The 21,069-nt window shown below is 66.4% G+C and carries 24 protein-coding genes and 2 riboswitches; of the genes, 15 read left to right on the top strand and 9 right to left on the bottom strand.

Features of this window, described 5'->3' with window-relative positions:
- Nucleotides 1-11: 11 nt before the first annotated feature.
- The gene (locus ACZZZD_RS14775; protein ID WP_463435983.1) at nt 12-173 is read right to left on the bottom strand and encodes a hypothetical protein; all 162 of its coding nucleotides are present in this window, start codon (nt 171-173) and stop codon (nt 12-14) included.
- Nucleotides 174-237: 64 nt separating this feature from the next.
- Between ACZZZD_RS14775 and xseA the strand changes: the two genes are divergently transcribed.
- From xseA to ACZZZD_RS14740, 7 genes are all read left to right on the top strand, one after another.
- Nucleotides 238-1,833, top strand: a complete 1,596-nt coding sequence (xseA, locus tag ACZZZD_RS14770) for an exodeoxyribonuclease VII large subunit (RefSeq protein ID WP_463435981.1) — start codon at nt 238-240, stop codon at nt 1,831-1,833.
- Between the two features lie 53 nt (nt 1,834-1,886).
- Complete coding sequence (gene lspA, locus ACZZZD_RS14765) at nt 1,887-2,372, top strand: signal peptidase II (RefSeq protein ID WP_463435979.1); 486 nt, start codon at nt 1,887-1,889, stop codon at nt 2,370-2,372.
- Nucleotides 2,373-2,542: 170 nt separating this feature from the next.
- Nucleotides 2,543-3,109, top strand: a complete 567-nt coding sequence (locus ACZZZD_RS14760; RefSeq protein ID WP_463435977.1) for a DUF3035 domain-containing protein — start codon at nt 2,543-2,545, stop codon at nt 3,107-3,109.
- 71 nt (nt 3,110-3,180) lie between these two features.
- Nucleotides 3,181-3,624 carry a PaaI family thioesterase gene (locus ACZZZD_RS14755; protein ID WP_463435975.1) on the top strand — a complete coding sequence of 148 codons (444 nt, stop codon included), beginning with the start codon at nt 3,181-3,183 and terminating at the stop codon, nt 3,622-3,624.
- A 110-nt stretch (nt 3,625-3,734) separates the two neighbouring features.
- On the top strand, nt 3,735-4,415 hold the full coding sequence (locus tag ACZZZD_RS14750) for a Tat pathway signal sequence domain protein (protein WP_463435974.1): 681 nt from the start codon (nt 3,735-3,737) through the stop codon (nt 4,413-4,415).
- A complete protein-coding gene (argS, locus tag ACZZZD_RS14745) occupies nt 4,416-6,218 on the top strand; it encodes an arginine--tRNA ligase (protein WP_463435972.1) in 1,803 nt (600 codons plus the stop codon). It abuts the gene before it with no gap.
- Nucleotides 6,219-6,231: 13 nt separating this feature from the next.
- On the top strand, nt 6,232-7,263 hold the full coding sequence (locus ACZZZD_RS14740) for an adenosine deaminase (RefSeq protein ID WP_463435970.1): 1,032 nt from the start codon (nt 6,232-6,234) through the stop codon (nt 7,261-7,263).
- A gap of 185 nt (nt 7,264-7,448) precedes the next feature.
- Here ACZZZD_RS14740 and ACZZZD_RS14735 read toward each other — a convergent pair whose 3' ends face one another.
- From ACZZZD_RS14735 to ACZZZD_RS14725, 3 genes are all read right to left on the bottom strand, one after another.
- Complete coding sequence (locus ACZZZD_RS14735) at nt 7,449-8,081, bottom strand: nicotinamidase (RefSeq protein ID WP_463435969.1); 633 nt, start codon at nt 8,079-8,081, stop codon at nt 7,449-7,451.
- The gene (locus ACZZZD_RS14730) at nt 8,081-9,046 is read right to left on the bottom strand and encodes a class 1 fructose-bisphosphatase (RefSeq protein WP_463435967.1); all 966 of its coding nucleotides are present in this window, start codon (nt 9,044-9,046) and stop codon (nt 8,081-8,083) included. The genes ACZZZD_RS14735 and ACZZZD_RS14730 overlap by 1 nt, the downstream gene beginning before the upstream one ends.
- A gap of 220 nt (nt 9,047-9,266) precedes the next feature.
- Entirely contained in the window at nt 9,267-10,307 is a 1,041-nt protein-coding gene (locus ACZZZD_RS14725) for an alpha/beta hydrolase (RefSeq protein WP_463435966.1), read from the bottom strand.
- Nucleotides 10,308-10,412: 105 nt separating this feature from the next.
- Nucleotides 10,413-10,510, top strand: a riboswitch (glycine riboswitch).
- 4 nt (nt 10,511-10,514) lie between these two features.
- Nucleotides 10,515-10,600: riboswitch (glycine riboswitch) on the top strand.
- 55 nt (nt 10,601-10,655) lie between these two features.
- Here ACZZZD_RS14725 and gcvT point away from each other — a divergent pair.
- The 5 genes from gcvT to gcvPB all read left to right on the top strand — a co-directional run bounded on the left by gcvT (nt 10,656) and on the right by gcvPB (nt 15,751).
- A complete protein-coding gene (gene gcvT / locus ACZZZD_RS14720; protein WP_463435965.1) occupies nt 10,656-11,768 on the top strand; it encodes a glycine cleavage system aminomethyltransferase GcvT in 1,113 nt (370 codons plus the stop codon).
- A 171-nt stretch (nt 11,769-11,939) separates the two neighbouring features.
- The gene (gene gcvH / locus ACZZZD_RS14715) at nt 11,940-12,305 is read left to right on the top strand and encodes a glycine cleavage system protein GcvH (protein ID WP_463435963.1); all 366 of its coding nucleotides are present in this window, start codon (nt 11,940-11,942) and stop codon (nt 12,303-12,305) included.
- Between the two features lie 6 nt (nt 12,306-12,311).
- A complete protein-coding gene (locus ACZZZD_RS14710) occupies nt 12,312-12,824 on the top strand; it encodes a hypothetical protein (protein ID WP_463435962.1) in 513 nt (170 codons plus the stop codon).
- Complete coding sequence (gcvPA, locus tag ACZZZD_RS14705; protein WP_463435960.1) at nt 12,824-14,170, top strand: aminomethyl-transferring glycine dehydrogenase subunit GcvPA; 1,347 nt, start codon at nt 12,824-12,826, stop codon at nt 14,168-14,170. The genes ACZZZD_RS14710 and gcvPA overlap by 1 nt, the downstream gene beginning before the upstream one ends.
- Nucleotides 14,171-14,182: 12 nt before the next feature.
- The gene (gcvPB, locus tag ACZZZD_RS14700; protein ID WP_463435958.1) at nt 14,183-15,751 is read left to right on the top strand and encodes an aminomethyl-transferring glycine dehydrogenase subunit GcvPB; all 1,569 of its coding nucleotides are present in this window, start codon (nt 14,183-14,185) and stop codon (nt 15,749-15,751) included.
- A 135-nt stretch (nt 15,752-15,886) separates the two neighbouring features.
- Here gcvPB and ACZZZD_RS14695 read toward each other — a convergent pair whose 3' ends face one another.
- Entirely contained in the window at nt 15,887-16,492 is a 606-nt protein-coding gene (locus ACZZZD_RS14695; protein WP_463435956.1) for a TetR/AcrR family transcriptional regulator, read from the bottom strand.
- Between the two features lie 70 nt (nt 16,493-16,562).
- On the opposite strand from ACZZZD_RS14695, the gene ACZZZD_RS14690 reads away from it, so the two are divergent.
- The 3 genes from ACZZZD_RS14690 (at nt 16,563) to ACZZZD_RS14680 (ending at nt 18,718) form a co-directional block, all read left to right on the top strand.
- The gene (locus ACZZZD_RS14690) at nt 16,563-17,507 is read left to right on the top strand and encodes an SDR family oxidoreductase (RefSeq protein ID WP_463435954.1); all 945 of its coding nucleotides are present in this window, start codon (nt 16,563-16,565) and stop codon (nt 17,505-17,507) included.
- Between the two features lie 204 nt (nt 17,508-17,711).
- Nucleotides 17,712-18,116 (top strand): hypothetical protein, encoded by a 405-nt coding sequence (locus tag ACZZZD_RS14685; RefSeq protein WP_463435952.1) that lies wholly within the window; start codon nt 17,712-17,714, stop codon nt 18,114-18,116.
- 131 nt (nt 18,117-18,247) lie between these two features.
- The gene (locus tag ACZZZD_RS14680) at nt 18,248-18,718 is read left to right on the top strand and encodes a DUF6789 family protein (RefSeq protein ID WP_463435950.1); all 471 of its coding nucleotides are present in this window, start codon (nt 18,248-18,250) and stop codon (nt 18,716-18,718) included.
- A 76-nt stretch (nt 18,719-18,794) separates the two neighbouring features.
- Here the strand turns inward: ACZZZD_RS14680 and ACZZZD_RS14675 are convergent, their stop codons facing one another.
- The 4 genes from ACZZZD_RS14675 to ACZZZD_RS14660 all read right to left on the bottom strand — a co-directional run bounded on the left by ACZZZD_RS14675 (nt 18,795) and on the right by ACZZZD_RS14660 (nt 21,068).
- On the bottom strand, nt 18,795-19,313 hold the full coding sequence (locus tag ACZZZD_RS14675; protein ID WP_463435948.1) for a F0F1 ATP synthase subunit B: 519 nt from the start codon (nt 19,311-19,313) through the stop codon (nt 18,795-18,797).
- 1 nt (nt 19,314) lies between these two features.
- Nucleotides 19,315-19,920, bottom strand: a complete 606-nt coding sequence (locus tag ACZZZD_RS14670) for a F0F1 ATP synthase subunit B family protein (protein WP_463435947.1) — start codon at nt 19,918-19,920, stop codon at nt 19,315-19,317.
- A gap of 75 nt (nt 19,921-19,995) precedes the next feature.
- Nucleotides 19,996-20,220 carry a F0F1 ATP synthase subunit C gene (locus ACZZZD_RS14665; protein ID WP_372693499.1) on the bottom strand — a complete coding sequence of 75 codons (225 nt, stop codon included), beginning with the start codon at nt 20,218-20,220 and terminating at the stop codon, nt 19,996-19,998.
- A 56-nt stretch (nt 20,221-20,276) separates the two neighbouring features.
- Nucleotides 20,277-21,068: a F0F1 ATP synthase subunit A gene (locus ACZZZD_RS14660; protein ID WP_463435945.1), complete on the bottom strand. Its 792-nt coding sequence runs from the start codon at nt 21,066-21,068 to the stop codon at nt 20,277-20,279.
- Between the last annotated feature and the right edge of the window lies 1 nt (nt 21,069).

Below are 21,069 nucleotides of genomic sequence, written 5' to 3'. Positions count from 1 at the left end.
TTCCTGACGATCTAGAGCAGGGCCGAGACGACATAGACGCCCAGTCCCAGCAGAATGATGCAGCCGACGATCAGCCACGGGCTCATGGCCCCGCCCTCAGCCGCACGTCGCGACAGGTCGCGCTCATGCGGGTCCTGGTCGGACGGGTCGGTGTCTGGTGGGTCGGCGGCCATGAAAGTCGAACGGCGCGGCGCGCGCGGCGTTCCCGCGCGGATCGACGCAGGCTAAGATGCTTCGATGAGCGACAACTCCTATGTGTTCGAAGGTCCGGCCGAGGCCCCTGCCCCGCGCGACAACAATCCGCCCCTGTCGATCTCGGAGCTGTCCTTTGCGTTGAAGCGCACGCTGGAGGAGCGGTTCGGCCATGTGCGGCTGAGGGGCGAGATCTCCAAGGTCAACCGCCACGCCTCGGGCCACATCTATTTGACGCTGAAGGACGACAAGTCCGCCATCGACGGCGTGGTGTGGAAGGGATCAGCGCGCGGCCTGGGCGTCCAGCCCGAGGCCGGGCTGGAGGTCATCGTCACCGGCAAGATCACCTCCTACCCGGCGCGGTCGTCGTATCAGATCGTGATCGAGAGCATGGAGGCGGCGGGGGCTGGCGCCCTCCTAGCCCAGTTGGAGCGGCTGAAACTTCGCCTGCGCGAGGAAGGTCTGTTCGAGCCGGGCCGCAAGAAGACCCTGCCCGCCTTCCCCGCCGTAATCGGCGTGATCACCAGCCCCACGGGCGCGGTGATCCGCGACGTGCTGCACCGGATCGCCGAACGCTGGCCGTGCCGCGTCATCGTCTGGCCTGTCGTGGTCCAGGGCGAATCGGCCTGCGGTCAGGTCTCAAACGCCATTCGCGGCTTCGATGCGATGACGCCGGACGGGCCGATCCCACGCCCGGACCTGCTGATCGTCGCGCGCGGCGGCGGGTCGGTCGAGGACCTGTGGTGCTTCAACGACGAAGGCCTGGCGCGCACGGTGGCGGCGGCGCGCATCCCCATCATCTCGGCCGTGGGTCACGAGACAGATACGACCCTGATCGACTTCGTGTCGGATCGGCGGGCGCCGACCCCGACCGGGGCAGCCGAGATGGCGACGCCGGTTCTGGCGGACCTCAGATATGCCGTCGCCGATATGGACCGGCGCATGGTCCAGGCCGGTGGTCGGCTGATCGAGGATCGACGCACGCGGCTGCGGGCCGTGGCGCGCGGCCTTCCGGCGCGGCCGGAGGATCTGCTGGCCCTGGCGCAACAGCGGCTGGATCACGTGTCGAGCCGTCTGGGGTCGGGGCTGCAACGCAACGTCGCCCTGCATGAACGACATCTGGCGGTGACGGGCGGCAAGCTGAGCCCGGCACTGCTGCGAACGCGGATCGAGCGGGGCCAGGACCGGCTGCGGGGCGCCGGCGACCGGCTGGGCGCGGCCCTTCAGGCCGGCGTGGCGCGAGGCGAGCGGCGGCTGCTGCAGGTCTCCGCCCGCCTGTCACCCGAACCGCTGCACCGGCGGCTGGATCAGCGCGAGGCCCGACTTGCGGCGGTCGGCGTGCGGCTGGACGGCGTCATGCCGCGTCGGCTGGAGCGGGACGCCGACCGTCTGGCCGCCCTGTCGCGGGCGCTGACGACGCTGGATCCCGGCCGACCCAAGCCCGGCTTCGCCCGCGTCGAGGATTCGGACGGCGGCTGGATCACTTCGGCCAGGGCGCTGGAGGCGGGTCAGGCCGTCCGGCTGGTGTTCGGCGACGGGTCTCAACCCGCAACCATCGACGGCGGCGAACCCCGCCCGGCGTCGCCGCGTCCGATCGTCAAGCCAAAGCCGCCCGCGGCCGGTCAGGGCAGTCTGTTCTGAAGCGCGCCGTTTTCCGCTTCGTCCCTGCGCCGCTTCCTGCTAACCGCCGCCGCATGAAGATCTCTCGCCTCGCCCTGACCGCCTACGCCTTTGCGCTGCTCATCATCGTGCTGGACCAGCTGACGAAGGCCTGGATCATCGACGGCCTGATGTTGCACGAGATCGGTCGCGTCCCGGTCCTGCCGCCCATCCTGAACTTCAGCTGGGTCGAGAACACCGGCGTCAGTTTCGGCCTGTTCGGCGGCGGCGAGGCGCGCTGGGGCCTGGCGATCTTCTCCATCGTCGTCTCGGCAGGCCTGGCCTGGTGGGCGACCCAGTCGAACCGCCGCCTGCTGATCACGGCCATCGGTTTCGTCATGGGCGGGGCGCTGGGCAATGTGATCGACCGGATCCGCTTCGGCTATGTGGTCGACTTCATCGACTTCTCGGGCACGGGCGTCTTCCCCTGGGTGTTCAACGTCGCCGACAGCGCCATCACCATCGGCGTGGTCCTGCTGATTCTGGACAGCCTGATCTCCGACAAGCCCGCGAAAGCCTGAAGGGGCTTTCCATTTTTCGAGCCTGATTCACGGCCTCGGCGGGATCGCCGCCTCGGCCGATCAGGCTCCGAGGTTGGCGTAGCCCCCGAAAAGTCGTAATCACCCCGTCTTCACTATGCCGACTGCGCCCCTTCGGCGCTTCTTGCATCAGCCGACCAGAGCCTGAAACCATGCGTATCCGCAGTGTCGCCGTCCTGACCCTCGTCGCCTCCTCCGCCCTCGCCGTCTCGGCCTGCGGCGGCCTGAAACAAGGCATCGGCCTGACCAAGGTCGTGCCAGACGAGTTCGTCACCGTCTCCACCGCCCCGCTCAGCATTCCGCCCGAGTACGGCCTGCGCCCGCCGGCGCCGGGCCAGCCGCGCCCGCAGGAACTGGCTCCCGAAAGCGCCGCGCGTCAGATCCTTCTGGGTCAGCGCCAGGCCGTCACCCGCACGCCGGGCGAGCAGGTCCTGGTGGCCCAGGCCGGCGGCGAACAGGCCGATCCCCTGGCCCGCTATGTCATCGACGACGAGTTCGGCGATCTGGCGCACAAGGACGAGAGCTTCGCCAACCGCCTGATGTTCTGGCGCAAGGACGACGCCTCGACCCAAGCCCCCACCACGCGTCAGACCGCCGAGGGCCAGAAGACCATCGACGCCACGACCGAGGCCGCGCGTCTACAAGCCCTGACCGGCGGCCAGCAGGCCATCACGATCCAGCCGCGCCGCAGCGGCGGTTTCAAGCTGCCCGGCCTGTAAGACGAAACAGCGGACGCTTGCCACGGCAGCGTCCGTCTTTATTGTAAACGGACCTGACCGGAGCCGTTTGCATGACCGACACCCTCGATATCGCCGCCCTGTCCGGGGTCGAGCAGCTTCGCCTCGGCCTGACCGGCGGTTTCATCGCGCCGATCGCGCGCACCGTCGGCTTCGAACTGACCGAGGTCGAGGAAGGCCGCGTGGTCTTCGAGGCCATCCCCACCGCCGCCGTCTACAATCCGCTGGGCAGTGTCCACGGCGGCTGGATCGCCACCGTGCTGGATTCGGCCTGCGGCTGCGTCGTCCATTCGACGCTGCGGCCAGGTCAGACCTATACGACGCTTGAGCTGAAGACCGTCTTTCACAAGGCGCTGACAGCAGGCACGCCCGTTCGCGCCGAGGGGCGGATCGTCCAGGCCGGCCGCCGCGCCGCCTTCGCCGAGGCCGATCTGCGTGGGACAGATGGCAAGCTGTACGCCACCGCCACCTCGACCTGTCTGGTCATGGAGCGTTAAGCGGCCAGCAAGCGTTTGCCGCGCCTCGCTTTAGCCGCTATCAGCGGCGAGCGTTGATGATCGGCCGCCGATCATCGTGCGCCCTCTCTCGCTGTCGGAAAAATAAGCTGATGCGTCGCGTGTTCACCGCCCTGGCCGCCCTCTCGATTGCGGCCTCCGCCCTGCCGGTCGCCGCCGAGGCCCAGACCTCGCCCCGCGACCGTGGGGGACAAGGCCAGCAGGCCTCGGGCGAAGAGGCAGCTCCCAGCCGCGCGCCGCGCATCGCCCCCTTGCGTCGCCGCGCCAATGCCGGCCCCTGCCCCTATGTGAAAATCCTCTACGACGCCGCCCGCTACGTCGAGCTGGAGGGCGGTCGCGCCGCCATTTCCAACGTCGGCTACACCGGCGAGATCGAAGGCATCACCTCGGACTGCGAATATCGCGAGGCCGATCCGATTCGCGTCGACATCGGCATGCTGTTCCAACTGGGCCGCGGGCCTCAGGCGACCAGCGACCAGCGCACCTATCGCTACTGGATCGCCGTGACGGAGCGGAACAACGCCATCCTGTCCAAGGAATATTTCGACCTGCCGGTGAACTTCGAAGGCCAGCGCACCGCCTCGGTCACCGAGGAACGCACCATCGTCATCCCGCGCGCCGGCGTGGACACCAGCGGCGGCAACTTCGAGATCCTGGTCGGTTTCGACGTAACGCCGGAAATGGCAGAGTTCAACCGCTCGGGCAGCCGCTTCCGCGTCAACGCCGGCGCGACGCCGGCCGCGCCTGCCCCTGCCGCCGCACCGAGCGAATAAATGGCTGATCTGAAGACCGTCCTCAGCGAAGCGGTCGCCGCCGCCTTCGCCGCCGAAGGCGTGGATGCGGCCCTGGCCCGCGTCACGCCGTCCGACCGTCCTGATTTGGCCGACTTCCAGTCGAACGGGGCCCTGGCCGCCGCCAAGGCGCTGAAAGCCAATCCGCGCGAACTGGCGACAAAGATCGCGGACCGCCTGACAGCCGATCCGCGCTTCACCTCGGTCGAGGTGGCGGGACCGGGTTTCATCAATCTGAAGCTCTCTGACGCGCTTCTGTCCGAACGCGCCGCCGAGGTCGCGGCCGACGCCGAGCACGCGGGCACCGCTGTCGTCGCCGATCCGCGCAAGGTGGTGATCGATTTCGGCGGTCCGAACGTGGCCAAGCCGATGCACGTCGGTCACCTGCGCAGCGCCATCATCGGCGAGAGCCTGAAACGGCTGTTCCGTTTCCGCGGCGATCACGTCACCGGCGACGCCCATTTCGGCGACTGGGGCTTCCAGATGGGGCTGCTGATCGTCGCCTGCGGCGACGAAGGCCTGGCCGAAGGTTTCATGGCCGAGGGCGACGGCCCCTTCCCGGCCGACAGTCCCGTGACCCTGGCCGACCTGGACCGGCTGTATCCGCTGGCCGCCGGCAAGGCCAAGGAAGACCCGGCCTTCCGCGACCGCGCCCGCAAGGCGACGGCCGAGCTGCAGAACGGTCGTCCCGGCTATCGCGCCCTGTGGTCGCATTTCGTGGCGGTCAGCCGCGAGGCGCTGAAGCGTGAATACGGCGACCTGTCGGTCGATTTCGACCTGTGGAACGGCGAGAGCGACGCCGATCCGCAGATGCCCGAAATGCTGGCGCACCTGAAGGCGACCGGCCTGCTGGTCGAGGACGACGGCGCCCAGGTGGTCCACGTCGCCAGGCCCGGCGAGACCCGCAAGAAGAAGCTGGCCGACGGTTCGGTGGTCGAGGCCCCCTCGCCCCCGCCCCTGCTGGTGATCAGCTCGGAAGGTTCGGCCATGTACGGCACCACCGACCTGGCCACGATCCTGGACCGCAAGAAGGCTCTGTCGCCCGACCTGGCCCTGTATGTCGTCGACGAGCGGCAGGCCGAACATTTCGAACAGGTGTTCCGCGCCGCCTATTTAGCCGGCTATGCCGAACAGGGCGCGCTGGAGCATCTCGGCTTCGGCACCATGAACGGTCAGGACGGCAAGCCCTTCAAGACCCGCGCGGGCGGTGTTCTGAAGCTGCGCGACCTGATCGACCAGGCGACGGACAAGGCGCGCGAGCGTCTGCACGAGGCCAAGCTGGGCGATGACCTGACCCCTGCCGAGTTCGAGGCCATCGCCCACAAGGTGGCCATCGCCGCCCTGAAGTTCGCGGACCTGTCGAACGCGCGCACCACCAGCTACGTCTTCGACCTCGACCGGTTCATGAGCTTCGAGGGCAAGACCGGGCCGTATCTGCTGTACCAGTCGGTCCGGATCAAATCGCTGCTGCGCAAGGGCGCCGAACAGGGACTGACGCCCGGCGCCATCGTCATCGCCGAACCGGCCGAGCGCGACCTGGCCCTGACGCTGGACGCCTTCAACACCGCCGTGTCCGACGCCTACGACAAGCGGATGCCGCACCTGGTGGCCGAGCACGCCTATCGCGTGGCGCAGTCCTTCTCGAAATTCTACGCCGCCTGCCCGGTGTTGGTCGCGCCGGACGAGGCGACCAAACGCTCGCGGCTGGCCCTGTCGGCGGCCGCATTGAGCCAACTGGAAATCGCCCTGAACCTGCTGGGGATCGACAACCCGGAGCGGATGTAGGTTAGACTGGGCGATGTCCTCCCGGAGATCGCCCATGTCGCTCGACACCTATATCGCCGGCCTGCCCAAGGCCGAACTGCACCTGCACATCGAGGGCAGCCTCGAACCCGAACTGATGTTCGAACTGGCGCAGCGCAACGGCGTCGCCATCCCCTATGACAGCGTCGAGGCCGTTCGGGCGGCCTATGATTTCTCGAACCTGCAGGACTTCCTCGACATCTATTACGCGGGCGCCGCCGTGCTGCTGACGCGCCGGGATTTCGAGGATCTGGCCTTCGCCTATTTCCAGCGCGCCGCCGCCGACAATGTGCGTCACGCCGAGATCTTCTTCGACCCCCAGACCCATACCGACCGGGGCGTGCCGTTCGGCGTGGTGGTCGAGGGGCTGATCGCGGGCATGGACCGGGCCAAGGCCGAACTGGGCGTGTCCTCCGGTCTGATCCTCAGCTTCCTGCGTCACCTGACCGAAGACGAGGCCTTCGCGACCCTGGAGGCGGCCAAGCCCTATCTGCATCATTTCATCGGCGTGGGACTGGATTCGTCGGAGGTCGGTCATCCGCCGTCCAAATTCCAGCGCGTCTTCGCCGCAGCCCGCGACCTGGGCCTGAAACTGTGCGCACACGCCGGCGAGGAGGGTCCGCCCGCTTATGTGCATGAGGCGCTGGACCTGCTGAACATCGACCGTATGGACCACGGCAATCGCTCGATGGAGGACGAGGCCTTGGTCGAGCGGCTGGCGCGCGAGCAGATGACCCTGACCGTCTGCCCGCTGTCGAACCTGAAGCTGTGCGTCGTTGACGACCTGAAGGACCACCCGGTGCCCGAGATGCTGCGCCGGGGCCTCCACGTCACCCTGAACTCGGACGACCCGTCCTATTTCGGCGGCTACGTGAACGACAACTACAGCCGACTGGCGGCGGCGGTCGGCCTGACGCGCGAGCAGGTGACGCTGCTGGCGCGCAACAGCTTCGAAGGATCGTTCCTGGGCGATGCGGAGAAGGCGGCGCGGATCGCGGAGGTGGAGGCGTACGCGAAGGCGAACTGACCCCTTTCGTCATCCTCCGGCGAGCGTAGCGAGACCGGGGGACCCAGCGGCGCGCGCGAGCGCGAACCTGTCACGAGCCTAATGTCCTACGGCCGTGCGGTGGATGGATTTCGCCTTCGGCGCCGCTGGGTCCCCCGCTCTGCGCCGCGAAGGCGCGGCTTGCCGGAGGATGACGAAAGAAGGAGTCAGCCCAGCAGTTCACCGGCCTCGATCTCCACCACCCCCAGCGCCCGAAAACTGTCCCGTGCCGCCGCCTCGGTCTGCGGGGCGATGGCGCGACTGGCGTCGGCGATCACCACGGCGTCGAAGCCTTCACGCACCGCGTCCTCAGCGGTGAAGCGGACGCAGTAGTCGAAGGCCAGCCCTGCCAGGAAGACACGGCTCACGCCCAGTTCGCGCAACAGGCCGACCAGGCCCGTCGGCGTCTTTTGATCGTTCTCGAAGAAGCCGGAATAGCTGTCTACCGCCGGATTATAACCTTTGCGGATCACGGCCAGGGCCTTGCGAACCGTAGGGGCAACGTCGGGCTGGAAATCGGCGCCGAGCGCGCCCTGAATGCAATGATCCGGCCACAGCATCTGGCGGCCATAGGCGACCTCGATCTCGGTGAAGGGCGCCGCGCCGGGGTGGTTGGAGGCGAACGAAATCTGGTCCGGCGTGTGCCAATCCTGCGTCACGATCACCCGGTCGAACCGTTCCGCCAGCCGATTGATCAGCGGCATGATCCTCGCTCCGCCCTCGACCGCCAGAGAACCGCCCTCGCAGAAATCGTTCTGCGGGTCGATGACCAGAAAGGCGTCTGTCGCCGCGATCTGCATCACACGCCCGCGTAGGCGTCGATCTCGTTGGCCGAGCCGAGCGCGACCGGGATGCGCTGGTGCAGATGCTCGGGCTGCACATCCAGGATCGGCTGCACGCCGTCCGTCGTCGCCTTGCCCCCGGCCTGTTCGACCAGAAAGGCCATCGGATTGCCCTCATACATCAGACGCAGCTTGCCCGGTTTGTTCGGCTCGCGTTTGTCCCACGGATAGAGGAAGACCCCGCCACGCATCAGAATACGGTGCACGTCCGCGACCATGGCGGCGACCCAGCGCATGTTGAAGTTTTTGCCGCGCGGACCGTCCTCGCCCTTCAGCAGGTCGCCGACATAGGTCTGCACCGGCTCGGACCAGTGGCGCAGGTTCGACATGTTGATGGCGAACTCCCTGGTGTCCGGCGAAATGGCGATGTCGTCGTGGGTCAGGATCCAGTCGCCCTCGTTCGACAGGGTGAACCCCTTCACGCCTGTGCCGGTCGTCAGCACCAGCATGGTCTGCGGGCCGTATACGGCATAGACGGCGGCGACCTGATTGCGGCCCGGCTGGAGGAAGTCGGCCTCGGCCGGGGTCGCGGTCGCGGACTTCAACACCGAGACGATGGTGCCGACGGGGGCGTTGATGTCGATGTTGGACGAGCCGTCCAGCGGGTCGAACAGCACCAGATATTCGCCCCCAGGATTGGTGGCCGGCTGGACCTCGTCCATCTCTTCCGACGCGACGCCGGCGACGACGGGGCTGGCCAGCAGGGCGTCGGTGAGCATGTCGTTGGTCATGACATCGAGCTTCTTCTGCTCCTCGTCCTGAACGTTGATCTGCCCTGAGGCGCCCAGCGCCCCGGCGAGAGCGCCGCCGGCGACCACGTCGCTGATGTCGGCGCAGGTGGCGGCGACGACGGTCAGGACCGTCTTCAGACCCTCCGGCGCATCCAGGTCGGCGATATGGGCGTCGAGGCTTGTGCGGGTCATGCTGTCGATCCGGTTCTAGGCTTTGCCCGTTCTTGGAGGGCGGGACGCGCAACGGCAAGACAGAAACCCTCTCCCGGTGGGAGAGGGCTTGAGCCTCGGAGAGCCGCAGGCGATCCGTAAGGCGAAAGGGTGAGGGTCGGGCGGTGCGAACTGGCCCACGACCCGCCCCTCATCCGGCCCTGCGGGCTACCTTCTCCCAACGGGAGAAGGACTCATTTCATCAGATCGGCAGGATCGCCGTTCCGAACGCCCGCTTCAGTTCATGCGCGGCGAAGGTCTGGGCCGCCATCGCATCCGGCAGCACCATCGCCATGCCGAAGAACTCGTGCGTCGAGCCGTGGAATGTCTTGTGGCGCACATCGACGCCCGCCTGTTCCAGCTTCTCGGCCAGCAGTTCGCCCTCGGTGCGCAGCGGATCGATCTCGGCGCAGATGACGGTCGAGGACGGCAGGCCGGCCAGGTTCGCCTTCTCGACGATGTTGATGCGAGAATCCTGAGCGTCGGCTTCATTGGCGAAGATGTGCTTCACGAACCACTGCATCATCGGCTTGTTCAGCGGCTTGGCGTCGGCGTTCTCGACATAGGACTCATTGTCCATGTCCACCCCCGCGACCGGATAGACCAGTACCTGATGCTTGGGCGCCGGCAGACCGGCGTCGCGCGCCATCATCGACACGCCGATGGCCAGGTTGCCGCCGGCGCTCTCGCCCATGACCGCCACCTTCTGCGGGTCGCCGTTGAAGCTCTGGGCGTTGTCCAGCACCCAGCGATAGGCGGCCAGGGCGTCGTCGTGGGCGGCGGGGAACTGATGCTCCGGCGCCTGGCGATAATGGACCGAGACCACGATCACGTCGGCCATTTTGGACACGCCGCGCGGGCCGCCGTCATAGACGTCCAGATCGGCGATCACGAAGCCGCCGCCGTGGAAATAGACCACGACCGGGTGCAGCTTGTTCTCGGAATGGTCATGCGGCTTGTAGATACGGGCCTGGATTGGGCCGCCGGCGCCGGGAATGGAGATGTCGGTGATCTTGACGCCCAGGTCGTCGGCCTTCGGATCCTTTCCGGCCTTTCGCAGCAGGGAATGGACGGCGTCGGTCGGGGTCGGCTGCTGGCGCGCTTCGGCCGGCGACAGGGTCTCGATCGGCTTGCCGCCAAGAGACGCCAGTTCGTCCAGCACCATCTGCATCGGGCCGTCGGCCTTGGCGGGAGTGTCACGCGGCTTGTCGTTGTCGCCGAACAGCTTGTCTATAATCGACATTTTGGAATTCCTGGGTTTCGAAAGAGGGTTCTTAACGACAACCCGCCCCACGCATCCTTGTTCCCCGACCGCTTGACTTGGGGCCAGAGTCGATGCCTTAGGTCGAGCGCTCTCGCGGGAGAGTTCGGAGTCTGGAAACAGGCCTCGACGCCGAAGGCGCAACCGCCCCGGAAACGCTCAGGCAAACGGACCGCGACAGCATACGGACGCTGGAAAGTCGCTCTCGATGGGCGCGCCGACGGAGCAAGGCGACATGATTTGGTCGCCGGAATCTCTCAGGCTTCAGGACAGCGGGGGCGCGAGGACGGCGGAGCTCCGCCACAACACGCGACCGTGAAAGCCTGAACCATGACCGACCAGACCCTGAAGACGACCGCTCTGAACGCCGCGCACCGCGCGCTGGGGGCCCGCATGGTGGGTTTCGGCGGCTATGACATGCCGGTCCAGTATGAAGGCGTTCTGGCCGAGCACCGCTGGACCCGCGAACACGCCGGCCTGTTCGACGTGTCGCACATGGGCCAGTGCAAAATCACCGGCGCGGACGCCACCGCCCAGTTCGAACGTTTCGTGCCCGGCGACTATGAAATCCTGAAGGCCGGCAAGCAGAAATATTCGCTGCTGCTGAACAAGGACGGCGGCATCATCGACGACCTGATGGCCGGCCGTCCCGACCATGACGGGCTGTTCGTCGTCGTCAACGCCGGCAACAAGGACGAGGACTTCGCCTTCTGGGAGGCGAACCTTGAAGGCGACGCCAAGCTGACGGTTCTGGACCGCGCCCTGATCGCCATTCAGGGCCCGGAAGCCGCCGAGGTCATGGCCGCGCACGAGCCGATCCTGGCCGAGATGGGCTTCATGGAATGCGCCCGCCTGATGCTGTTCGGCGCCGACTGCTATGTCTCACGCTCGGGCTACACCGGCGAAGACGGCTATGAGATTTCGGTCCCGGCCGACCAGGCCGAGCGCATCTGGAACACCATTCTGGAAGACGCCCGCGTCAAGCCGATCGGCCTGGGCGCCCGCGACAGCTTGCGTCTGGAAGCCGGCCTGCCGCTGCACGGCCACGACATCGACCCGACCACCTCGCCGGTCGAAGGCGCCCTGACCTTCGCCCTGTCCAAGTCGCGCAAGGAACGCGCCGACTTCAACGGCGCCGAGCGGATCATGCACGAATTGGCCGACAGCCCCTCGCGCGTCCGCATCGGCCTGATCGTCAAGGAAGGCGCCCCGGCCCGCGAAGGCGCCGAGATCGCCGACATGGATGGAAACGTCATCGGCAAGATCAGCTCGGGCGGCCCCTCCCCAACCCTGGGCAAGAATATCGCCATGGGCTTCGTGCCTCCCGCTTTTTCCGAGCTGGGCGCGGACCTGAAGGTCATCGTGCGCGGCAAGACCGCCGCCGCCGAAGTCGTCGCCATGCCCTTCGTGGCGCAACGCTATTACCGGAAGCCGAAGGCGTAACGCCCTCTCCTTCCGTCACCCTAGGCCTTGTGCCTAGGGTCCAGAAACACCGACGCCCGCCGTCGGATCACGGCTTCCGACACCGGGAGTCTGGATCTTAGGCACAAGGCCTAGGATGACGAGTTAGAGACAACACAGCCTGCTCCGGCCGGCTTCATTGAGGACAGACAGATGAAGTTCACCAAGGATCACGAGTGGGTCAGCCTGGACGGCGACATCGCCACCGTCGGCATCTCCAAACACGCCGCCGACGCCTTGGGCGACGTGGTGTTCGTCGAGGTGCCTGAGGTCGGCAAGACCGTCGCCAAGGGCGACAGCTTCGCCGTGGTCGAGAGCGTCAAGGCCGCCTCCGACGTCTACGCCCCCGTCTCGGGCGAAGTGGTCGAGGCCAACGACGCCCTGTCGACCGCCCCGGAAACCGTCAACTCGGCCGCCGAGGCCGACGGCTGGTTCGCCAGGATCAAGGTCTCGGACGCCTCGCAACTGGACGCCCTGATGGACCAGGCCGCCTACGACGCCTTCCTCGCCAGCCTGTAAGCGCCAGTGTTCACCGTCTTCTTCCGCAACTCGACGACGACGCCGTCCCAGCCCGGTTTAGGCCAGCTGGTGCAGGCGGCGCTCGCCGAGGCGGGTGCAGAATGGACGGGCGTGGAAGCGGAGCTGCGTCTTACGGACGGCGCGGTCCTTTACCTGTTCGGCGAGGACCTGAGCGACGGCATGCTGGCGGAGTATCCGGTGCTTACCGATACCGTGGCCGAAGCCCTCTATCGTATCGCCGACCGGACGAGCGCCTTCATCATCGGCGATCTGTTCAATCCCGTCGCGCTACGAACCCATGCCAGCGATGGCGAAGTGCGGGTTGCGGACATGAATATTCTGGGCCCCGATACCATCAAAGGTCCAGAGCAGTTGTACGCCGCGCTAGCTGAACTTTCGCCGAACGCCGAACAGCAAGAACCGGCGGCCCAGCGGAAGGTATTGCCCGTCCGCAAGCACCAACAGTCCTCTTCGCTGTTCTCAAGATTATCTGACCTCCTCTTCGGAAAATCCGTCTGATGCGCTACCTCCCCCTGACGCCCGACGACCGCACGGCGATGCTCGCCGCCATCGGCGCGAAATCGATCGACGACCTGTTCGTGGACGTGCCCCAGTCGGCGCGGCTGGACGGCCCCGTGGACCTGCCGCGCGTGGCGGGCGAGTTGGAGGTCGAACGCGCCCTCTCGGCCATGGCGGCCAAGAACGCCTCGGCCGGCGCCGTGCCCTTCTTCTGCGGCGCAGGGGCCTACAAGCACCACGTCCCGGCGACGGTGGATCACGTGATCCAGCGCTCGGAATTCCTGACCAGCTACACCCCCTATCAGCCGGAAATCGCGCAAGGCACGCTGCAATATCTGTACGAGTTCCAGACCCAGGTCGCCAACCTGACCGGCATGCCGGTGGCCAACGCCTCCCTCTATGACGGCTCGACCGCCATGGCCGAGGGCGTGCTGATGGCGACCCGCGTGACCCGCCGCAACAAGGCGGTGATCTCGGGCGGCGTCCACCCGCACTACGTCAAGGCGACCGAGACCGTGGTCCACGCCGTCGGCGTCGAGACCCTGGCCCTGCCCGCCGCTGTCGATGCCGAAGCCGCCGTGATCGACCAGATCGGTCCCGACACGGCCTGCGTCGTCGTCCAGACCCCCAACGTCTTCGGCACCGCCACCGACGTGACCAGGATCGCCGAGGCCGCCCACGCCGCCGGCGCCCTGCTGATCGTCGTGGTGACGGAAGCCGTGTCGATGGGCCTGCTGAAATCGCCCGGCGAGATGGGCGCCGACATCGTCGCAGCCGAGGGCCAGTCGATCGGCAACGCCCTGAACTTCGGCGGTCCTTACGTCGGCCTGTTCGCCACGCGCGAGAAGCTGATCCGCCAGATGCCGGGCCGCCTGACCGGCGAGACCGTGGACGCCGACGGCGAGCGCGGCTTCGTCCTGACCCTGTCCACGCGCGAGCAGCATATCCGTCGCGACAAGGCCACGTCGAACATCTGCACCAACTCGGGCCTCTGCACCCTGGCCTTCACCATCCACATGAGCCTGCTGGGCGAGACGGGCCTGCGCAAACTGGCCCTGCTCAACCACGAGAAGGCCGTGGCCACGCGCGACGCCTTGGCCGCCATCCCCGGCGTGGAAATCCTGACTTCGCGCTTCTTCAACGAGTTCGCGGTGCGCCTGCCCAGGAACGCGGCCGAGGTCGTGGACGCCTTGGCCGGTCACCACATCCTGGCCGGCGTGCCCTATAGCCGCCTGGCCCCCGACGCCGGCATGGACGATGTCCTGCTGGTCGCCGCGACCGAGACGACGCTGGATCACGACATCCAGATCCTCGCCAAGTCGCTCTCCAAAGTCCTCGGCGCGTAAGGGATAACGACCATGAGCACCATGAACACCGTCGGCCGCCCGACCGCCCCGAACGCCGTGACTTCCAGGCCCGCCACCCTGACCGGCGGCCGCGGCCTGTTGCAGGACGAGGCCCTGATCTTCGAGGGCGAAGGCTGGGGCAAGACCGGCGTCGATCTGCCGGAACCCAAGACCGACGGTTCCGACCTGGGCGACCTGGTCCGCAAGGATCCGATCGGCCTGCCCGGCCTGTCCGAGCCGGAAACCATGCGCCACTATGTGCGTCTCAGCCAAAAGAACCACGCCATCGACCTGGCCATCTATCCGCTGGGCTCATGCACGATGAAGCACAACCCGCGCCTGAACGAGAAGATGGCGCGCCTAGCCGGCTTCTCCGACATCCACCCGCTGCAACCGATCTCGACGGTGCAGGGCGCGCTGGAGCTGATGGACACGCTGGCCCACTGGCTGAAGACCCTGACCGGCATGCCCGCCGTCGCCCTGTCGCCCAAGGCGGGCGCGCACGGCGAACTGTGTGGCCTGATGGCCATCCGCGCCGCCCACGAGGCCTCGGGTCAGCATGAGAAGCGCCGCAAGGTGCTGGTGCCCACCAGCGCCCACGGCACCAACCCGGCCACGGCCGCCTTCGTCGGCTATACCGTCGTAGAGGTCGCCCAGACCGAGGACGGCCGCGTGGACGTCGCCGATCTGGCCGACAAGCTGGGTGACGACGTCGCCGCCATCATGGTGACCAACCCCAACACCTGCGGCCTGTTCGAGCGCGACATCCTGGAGATCAGCCGCCTGACGCACGAGGCCGGCGCCTACTTCTACTGCGACGGCGCCAACTTCAACGCCATCGTCGGCCGGGTCCGCCCCGGCGACCTGGGCGTCGATGCGATGCACATCAACCTGCACAAGACCTTCTCGACGCCGCACGGCGGCGGCGGTCCGGGCGCGGGTCCGGTGGTGCTGTCCGAAGCCTTGGCGCCCTTCGCCCCGGCCCCTTGGGTCGTGCATGACGACAACGGCTATCGCCTGGTCGAGCGCGAGGAGGACGAGGCCGTTCAGGCCTTCGGTCGCCTGTGCGCCTTCCAGGGCCAGATGGGCATGTATGTGCGCGCCCTGTCCTACATGATGTCGCACGGCGCCGACGGCCTGCGTCAGGTGGCGGAGGACGCCGTCCTGAACGCCAACTACATCAAGGCCCGCCTGTCGGACCTGATGTCGGCGGCCTTCCCCGACGGCCCCTGCATGCACGAGGCCCTGTTCGACGACGAATGGCTGAAGGGCACGGACATCACCACGCTCGACTTCGCCAAGGCGATGATCGACGAGGGCTTCCACCCGATGACCATGTATTTCCCGCTGGTCGTCCACGGCGCCATGCTGATCGAACCGACGGAGACCGAGTCCAAGGCCGAACTGGACCGCTTCATCCACGCCATGCGCTTGCTGGCCGAGGCAGCGAAGGCTGGCGACGTCGACCGCTTCAAGGGCGCCCCCTTCCATGCGCCGCTGAAGCGACTGGACGAAACCCGCGCCGCCCGCTCGCCGGTCCTGCGCTGGTCGGCTCCAGCAGGGTCGAACCAGGCGGCGTAAATATAAGCCCCGTCATCCTAGGGCTTGTCCCTAGGATCCAGACTCCCGGTTTCGACGAGCGCGCTCACTGCGGACGCATCGGCAGTCTGGATCCTCGCCACAAGGGCGAGGATGACGGCGGTTAAACAGCGATCTCTAACCCGCCGCCCGTCTCAGCGCCGCGAAGGCCGCGCGTCCGAACGTCTCGGGCGGTGCGTCGGGATTGGCCAGCCACGCGTCCAGCGACAGCTTCATGATGCTGACCGCCGTCCCGGCGACGACGCGGCAGGCGATGTCGTCGGACGCCAGGCCCTTGCGCGCCGCCAGGGCTTCGGCCAGCAGCCGCTCAACCTGTTCGTATTTCGCCTGGTCGCCCGCCCTCAGCGAGGGTGTGCCATGGATCAGGATGGCCACCGCCTTGGTCTCCTCGGACTGGGGCTGCTGCGCCAGATCGACGAAAGCGTTCTCCACCATATCCAGCAATGGCTCGTCTGCCGGCCGTGCCGCGATGGCGTCCGCGACCATCTGCGGAAATCCCGCCTTGGCCGAGAACACGATCTCCTCCTTCGACCCGAAATAGTTCAGCAGGGTTCGGCGCGACACATCCGCCGCCTGCGCCACCTCGTCCAGGGTCGTCGCCTCGAACCCCTTGTCGAGGAACAGGCGCATGCCCTCGGCCTGGATACGGGCATGCGTCTCCAGCCGTTTGCGTTCACGCAGGCCTTGATCGTTGACGGAAATCTTTTCTTGCACTTCTTGCATATTTGCACCGGATGCAGATATGCAAGCCGGAACCCTTCGAGACAACATCTTTCTGCGATAGGATAGCGAAATGACGACCTGGACCACAGCCGATATTCCCGACCAGAGCGGCAAGCTGGTCATCATCACCGGCGCGACCGGCGGTCTGGGCCTGGAAACCGCCCTGGTGCTGGCCGAAAAGGGGGCCGAGGTGGTGCTGGCGGCTCGCAATCCGACCAAGGGGGCCGAGGCCGAACGGCTGATCCGCGCGCGCCATCCCGGCGCCGATGTGCGATTCGACCTGCTGGACCTGGGTGACCTGGCGTGCGTGGCCGCCTTCGCTGATCGCCAGCTGACGGCGGGACGGCCGATCGACATCCTGATCAACAACGCCGGGGTCATGGCCCTGCCGACACGGCAGACCACGGCCGATGGGTTCGAGATGCAGTTCGGCACCAACTACCTGTCGCATTTCGCCCTGACGGGCCGCCTGCTGCCCCTGCTGACCCAAGGCCCTTCCAGACAAGAAGGGGCGCGCGTCGTCCAAATGTCCAGCATGGCCCATCGCGGCGGCCGGATTCTGCTGGACGACCTCAACTATGAAAAGACGGCCTACAAGCCGTGGCCGGTCTATCAACAGTCCAAACTGGCCATGCTGATGTTCGCCATCGAACTGGACCGGCGCAGCCAGGCTCAGGGCTGGAACCTGACCAGCGCGGCGGCCCACCCCGGCTTCGCCCGGACCGACCTGATCGCCAATGGTCCGGCCCAGTCGGGCGCCGGTGGGTTGATGATGGCGGCAGGGCGGCTGCTTCAGCCCTTCATCAGCCATTCCGGCGCGGACGGCGCCCTGCCGACGCTGTTGGCCGCCACCTGGCCCGCCGTAAAGGGCGGCGGCTATTACGGCCCCCGACGCATGATGGAAATGAAGGGACCGCCCGGCCCTGCCGAGATCAAGCCTCAGGCTCAGGACGCAGACGTGGCCCGCAGGCTCTGGACCGAATCCGAACGACTAACCGGCGTCCATTACGGCTGAGGCCGTGTCGCAGCGGCCACGGTCAGCGGCCTGCAGCGGATCATGACCAAAGCTTCATTCGCCGGACACCGATCCGCCATCGACGCAGGACCTTAAAAGGGTTGTGGCAAGGTCGTCACGGTCGCCTTTTCCTTTCCCGACGAGGGATCGGGCGGCGGTGGCGACCGTTGTCATGACGGCCTCCCCTCCCCATCTGGCGTATCCGTGACCTCCCTCTCCGTTCTCCTCGCACAGCCTTCGAAACCGCGCAGCCGCACGCTGCGTCTGGTGAAACGCTGGGCGCTGATGATCGGCGGCCTGTTCGTGGTGCTGCTGGGGATTCTGATCGCCCCCCTGCCGGGTCCCGGCGGGATTCCGGTCATCGCCGTGGGCCTGATGCTGATCCTGAAGAGCTCGTTCTGGGCCAAGCGTCAGTTCATCCGCGCCCAATACGCCCGCCCGAAATGGATCTATCCGTTCCGGAGACTCATGCGGAAAAAGCCGGAGTTCGCGCCGGTTTTCTGGCAACAGGCGCTGCGGGCCGAAAAGGTCGTGACCAAGCGGTCCGGTCGTCACCTTTCGCGCGGCCGCAAGCAGGTGCGACGGTATTTCCGCAAGCTTTTCCGCTAGTTAGAGACCATCTCGCGGTTGCGTTGCTGCAACCGCTAACCACAGGAACGTGAACACCAATCTCCCCAGTCAGGCGTATCCTGTCTGCGCGTTATCAGAGAACCACTCATGCGTTGGGAGGCGCTAAGGTCATGATGTCACGCGTAAAAAAGGGCATGATTGCGGGTGTTGCCGCGACCATCGCTGCGTCTCTGCTCGAAGTCCCGAATATGTTCCTCAACTGGTTTGATCCCTTCCAGGGGGTCATCGCCGGTATGATCGGCATGCCGGGCAACCTTGCTGTAGGATGGGTTATCCATGCCATCAGCGGGGTCTTCATCCTGGGACCCTTGTTCGGGATCCTGTGCCCGCGCTTGCCGACCGACACGTCGGAGACGAAAGGCATCGTCTTTGCCGTCGGCGCCTGGCTGGTGATGATGGCGGCCATCGTGATGTTCGGAAACTACCGGACCTTCACGGCGGGTTCCGGCTTTGGCACCATCGCCTGGCTGTTGGTCACCCACGCCGTGTTCGGCATCGTGCTGGGCAATGTCTATGCCCGGCTGGTGGCGCGCGAGAAGCGTATGGGCGGTGTCTACGTCGGCGGCGCCCACGCGCACTGACTTCACCATAGACGATCCAAGAAAAAGGCCCCCGACGGCGACGTCGGGGGCCTTGTTTCATTCAGCGTCACGCCGATCAGTTCAGGCGATCGCCTATCTGGGCGATGGCGCTGTCCAGCAGCGGATCCTTGGCGCCGCTGGCGATGCGGGCGGTCAGGATCTGTTCGGCGGTTCTGGCGGCCAGGTCTGCGGCGGCGGCCTTCACCTCGGCCGAGGCCTGAGCTTCGGCCTGAGCGATGCGGGTCTCGGCCATCTTCTGGCGACGGGCCAGTGTCTCTTCCAGCTTGGCCTTGGTCTCGATCTCAAGACGACGGGCGTCGGCTTCCGCCTGCGCCATCATCTCGGCGGCCTGAGCTTCGGCCTCGGCCTTCTCCTTGCGGATCTGGGCCAGCAGGGCCTCGGCCTCGGCGCGCAGGCGAGCGGCCTCGTCCAGGTCCGCCTGAATCTTGGCGGCCTTGGCGTCCAGGGCCTTGGCGGCGATCTTGGGCACGCCGGCGGCGACCAGGATGCCCAGGAAGATCAGCAGGCCGACGCCGACCCACAGCTCCGGGTTGGAAAGGCTGTAGAAATGGCCGAATTCGAGGAAGGCGGGCATATCAAGCGGCTCCCTTGAGCGCGGCGGCGACGTCGGCAGTGCTCGGCGCCTTGCCGGTCAGACGCTCGACCATGGCGGTCGCTGCGTCGTGGGCGATAGTGGTGACGTTGGCCATGGCCGCGTCGCGAGTCTTGCCGATGGAGGTTTCCGCTTCGGCGATGCGAGCATTCACGACCGCTTCTTCAGCGGCCTGGCGGGCATTGGCCTCTTCGGTCACCCGAGCCTTGGCTGCGGCTGCGGTGGCGCGTGCGTCGGCGCGGGCCTTGGCGACTTCGGCCTGAGCAACTGCGGCCTGCTCGGCGGCTTCGGCCTGAACTTGACGGGCCGTCGCGACGGCCGTGGAAATCGTGTCGGCGCGCTCGTCCATCACCTTGCGCATACGCGGGGCGAAGACCTTGGCGACCAGGAGGTAAAGGACGAAGAACAGGAGCAGCAGATAGGCGATCTGCCCGACCCAGTGCTGGGTCTCGAACTGCGGCAAACCTCCGGCTTCATGCTCGGAAACGGCGTGGGCCGTGTTCTCGGGCATATGTCCGGTTTGAACCGCGACGTCGGCGGCTTCTTCCACCGAAAGGACCGGCGGCGATGCTGAGGAGTGGGCGGCCATGTTCATCCGTCGTGAAAACAGTCGCGGCGGCGCGGACCATCAGGCCGCGCCGCCGCCGGTAGCAGTATCAGGCGATCAGCCCAACCAGGCCAGGATGCCCAGAACGAAGGACAGGATGCCCAGGGCTTCGACCAGAGCGGCGCCGACGAACAGGTTGCCGACTTGGCCGGCGGCAGCCGACGGGTTGCGCAGGGCGCCCGCCAGGAAGTTGCCGAAGATGTTGCCCACGCCGATGGCCGAGCCGAGCATGCCCAGGGTGGCCAGGCCGATACCGAAGTATTTGAAGGATTCAGCTTCCATGATGATTTCCTATTCCGTCTTTAGGTTGGTTGGTTTTTCAGGACTGGGTCGCGGCCTTAGTGGCCATGACCCAGGTTGACCACATCGTTGAGATAGATGCTGGCCAGAACGGCGAAAACGAAGGCCTGAAGGAAGGCCACGAGGAACTCCAGCGCAGTCAATCCGACCACCATACCCAGCGACAGGGCGGCGACCGGCAGGCCCAGCAGGCCCAGACCGCCGGCGGCGGCGAGGCCGCCCATCGACACGACAAAGCCGGCGAAGATCTTCAGCGCGATGTGGCCGCCCAGCATGTTGCCGAACAGACGAAGGGCGAGGGTGATCGGACGCAGCAGGAACGAGACGAACTCGATCGGCACGACCAAGAACATGACCGCCAGCGGAATGCCCGACGGGGCGAACAACTTGAAGAAGCCCAGGCCATGCTTGGCGAAGCCGATGCCGATGACCAGCAGTATGGTGATCAGGGCGAAGGTCGCGGTGACCGCCAGTTGGGACGTCGCCGTAAAGGTCAGGAACAGACCCAACAGGTTCATACCCAGGACCAGCATGAAGATGGTCAGGATGAACGGGAAATATTTGCGACCCTCATGACCGATGATCGAGTCGGTGACGCCGTCGATCAAACCGAACAATTGCTCGCCCGTCGCCTGAAGGCGGCCAGGAACGATCTTTGCGTTCGACGTGACCAGGGTCAGGAAGCCGACGACCAGCACGAAGGCGATCGTCATCGCCATATGCGAATTGGTGAAGGCAAGGCTGGTCTCGCCCACGAGCGGCAGGTTGACCGTACCGAAGTCCAAGCCCTGAAGGGGCGTGACTTTAAACTGATGAATCGGATCGGCCATG

This window comes from Brevundimonas sp. AC546 (assembly GCF_979258305.1).
Note: the sequence above shows the minus strand (reverse complement) of the source record. Positions and strands in the feature narration are given on the sequence as shown.